Annotated in this window: 3 protein-coding genes; 2 read left to right on the forward strand and 1 reads right to left on the reverse strand. The window is 42.1% G+C overall.

Annotation, left to right across the window (positions count from 1 at the left end; all coding sequences use genetic code 11):
- Window positions 1-96: 96 nt before the first annotated feature.
- Window positions 97-570, forward strand: coding sequence for a hypothetical protein (locus ACR3FE_RS27730; protein ID WP_458211082.1), 474 nt, complete (start codon window positions 97-99; stop codon window positions 568-570).
- A 544-nt stretch (window positions 571-1,114) separates the two neighbouring features.
- Here ACR3FE_RS27730 and ACR3FE_RS27735 read toward each other — a convergent pair.
- Complete coding sequence (locus ACR3FE_RS27735; RefSeq protein WP_458211083.1) at window positions 1,115-1,591, reverse strand: hypothetical protein; 477 nt, start codon at window positions 1,589-1,591, stop codon at window positions 1,115-1,117.
- A 98-nt stretch (window positions 1,592-1,689) separates the two neighbouring features.
- Between ACR3FE_RS27735 and ACR3FE_RS27740 the strand changes: the two genes are divergently transcribed.
- Entirely contained in the window at window positions 1,690-2,808 is a 1,119-nt protein-coding gene (locus ACR3FE_RS27740; protein ID WP_458211084.1) for a chymotrypsin family serine protease, read from the forward strand.
- The last annotated feature ends 280 nt before the right edge of the window (window positions 2,809-3,088 follow it).

The raw sequence follows: 3,088 nt of genomic DNA on the forward strand, positions 1-3,088 counted from the left end.
CCATAAGCGGAAGTGCACCAACCCCGGGACCCCCAAATCGATCTGTGTGCAGTGCGTAGTGCGGATTTATCACTGAATAGTGTTTCATCGTAAAATATGGGTTACTTATTACGGGAATCGAGGCATCGGTTTCCCTCCCAGCAAGTCATTGTTATATGGGCTGGAGTGACTGCTTCGATCCTCGGAATCACCTTCGTTGAGGTTATTCCTACCCCTGGAATCTACCTCGCTGGGATAGTGCTACTTGCCATCATCATTGCCAGCGGGTATGCAATGCTGACATTAGATGTTGCACATCCGCTTGCTATTGTCGCAGCCATTTCCTTATTTGTGATCGCGGCATTCGACTTGTTGAGTACTGGAAGGTGTTTTACGATGGGCTGTTCGACGCCACCAGGATACGACCCGTGGAGCAATCTCAAAGTCTTCCTCCGCTGGTCAACTATCGGGCCTACTCTTGAATTATCCAGTGCACCATACCGATGTGCTGTTGCTTGCCCCTATCGCATTGAATTGGTGCCGCTGATTCTCAGCTATGCCGCGGTTTGGTATGGCTTTGAACCGGAGTGAAAACTCACACTTGCTTACCAGCATGAAGCCGATTTTCTGCTCCCGAACCTCTCACGCGATAGTAGACTCCTCCGGGTTCCCTTGAGTCGATCACTGTGCATTTCGTGGAACATATTTAGCGTGCCAACTGTCGTGGATTTCGACGATCGAATTCGGCTGCTCCGAACAGTTGGGGGGAAAAGTAGTCTGTTTTCTAGAAGTTCGACGTGTTTCAAAATGCGTGATGGATTTGATAACCGAAGTAGAACGTGAGACAGCAGCAAGGTCGAATTTACGAATTAGCCTGATTTAGCCGATTGACTTCCTGTGGGCAGTATAAGCAGCAGTGGGATTACTCCGATACTCCCGTCTTGCTTTGCGTGTGCCCGCTACTCGACATTGATTGCTGGAAGATCAACGAATTTGCTAGTCCAACGACTAATTTACGTCCAACATTCCACACCCGGAAACTGAGTCGAAAAATCCCGTTACCTCATGTGATTTTATAACGTCTCACCACTGCCACCAGATCGGGTTGTGAGCTCTTATACGCGTTCTTCGAATGTTAATGGTTTGATTTATCCAAGAACAATTTAGAATCGGGAATACGACCGAGTATATAGCTTATAGTACCTGTAACAATGAATATTAGAAATATAATGGGGAGTGGCTCCAAAAAGACGAATATTCCTGGGAGTTCAACTGGACAGATTGTATTTTGAGTTAGTGATCCCTCAACTCCACCGACTAGGAACCTTGCTGAACAAGCGCTAAGATAAAATGGATATGTGGCACCGAATACAAGACTCCAAGCCACTATAATTCCGGAGTTTAAATATGAGAATAATACTCCGAGTATTATAGCTATTATTACAAGAATAATAAGCATGTTTTGTTGTGAAATTCCGAGTAAAATATAGTCAGGAGGTATATTCTCTGCCATAATAATTGCAAGCATAAGAGAAAGACCTAATCCAATCAATGTAAGTTCCTTTGATCGACCGAGTAGCAATGTTCGAAGTGATGTGGTAATAGTTGCCATATAAGTCAAGTCAACCTTCTCTGATAAATACTTTCTCACTATTCTGTTTTTACTATATGATGAAAAATTATATATACAATGAAAGTTATCTACATTATATGAATGGAAAAAATTCATTCAATCGGAGAAAAGTATTAAAAACGGCTGGAGCCAGTCTTGCTGCTACCTCAGCAATTGGTGTAGTCTATGGGGAAAAAGATATAGAGGTTGTCACTGCTGTTCGGGGGGACACTCCAGTAGAGAGTGAATTTGTTTCTCAAAAATGGATGGACCATGAAAATAAAGTTACAAGAAAGTTAAACAAGTTTAGAAAAGAGCTTAAAAATGATCAGAGAGTAAAGGAAATCGAGTTAGGGGTGGCAAATGAATGGGTGGGAGGCAGGCCAGGTTCTCGAATTGAGATTGCTGTTAAACCTGGTTCAGACGGACCAGATGTCCCTAAAGAAGAAGATGAGGTAGAAATAAAAAAGAAAACAGCAAAAACAAGAAGATTTGCGTTTAATAGCGGTTGTCAAAGTAATAGTAACTATTTCGCTGATCTACCTGGTGGTGTCCTTTTACAAAGTTCTGAAGGAAATGTCGATCGCTATGGGACATCAGCGTATCTATCGACTTGGAATGGTTCCCAATATATGCTTTCAGTAAGTCATCTTTGGGGACTGTGCGAAGACAATGATCAGGAGAGTGCTTACCACAAAGCAAAAAAGATAGGAACAGTTACTGCTGCACATATTGACCATGATTGGTCACTTGTTAATAAAACGACCAGCAATATTGATAGTCTAACTAGTGGCATTTTTGATCCTGCTGATAAGAATATTCATAATATTTCAGCTCGATTCACAACTTCTGGACTAAGAACTGCAATGCAAGATAATCGTACCGTTTTTAAAGTTGGTATCGAGACAGGCCGGACACGAGGAACTATCTTGAATGTTGAAGGGAACGGAGGAATAGACAGCTGTACATCATGGGATGGAAACGGGATGAAGACTGGATGTACTGTAGCAGATGGTGACTCGGGCGGCCCAATTTACGCAAAAGGGAAAAACAATTCGAATAATTTTGTCGTAGCAGGTATTGTCTCTGGTGGATTGGACTTTTTCATTCCTGGTGAAAGTTCAGCATGTAATAATAATGAACTGAGTCCGAATAGTACTGGGATGTCTGCCCATGGGTTAGCAACAGTACATGGTATAAAACCTGTCTTTTTTTGAGGTTGTGAAAACTCTATAAATTGTCATATCTCACTATAATTACACCAAGTTTATATGATATTTGTGTGCAATGTAACGAGAGGCTACAAAAGTCCCATCACAATAAAACGAAGCGTCAGGGGCGGATCCTGCGGAGCACCATTTCTATTGGGTTGGAAACTGCACTCATTCAACAGATATTGGATATATTGTGTACTTCCCATTTTCAATTCAAAAATAGGTTGCAGCTATTATTTTTCATTCGAGATTGATTGTGTCCACACCCGCTTAGTGCAACATG

It is taken from the genome of Haladaptatus rarus (assembly GCF_054177585.1).

Bases quoted from the DNA above. Each gene is read 5' to 3' on its own strand.
- ACR3FE_RS27730 (WP_458211082.1), top strand. From the start codon at position 97: ATGGGTTACTTATTACGGGAATCGAGGCATCGGTTTCCCTCCCAGCAA.
- ACR3FE_RS27735 (WP_458211083.1), bottom strand. From the start codon at position 1,591: ATGGCAACTATTACCACATCACTTCGAACATTGCTACTCGGTCGATCA.
- ACR3FE_RS27740 (WP_458211084.1), top strand. From the start codon at position 1,690: ATGAATGGAAAAAATTCATTCAATCGGAGAAAAGTATTAAAAACGGCT.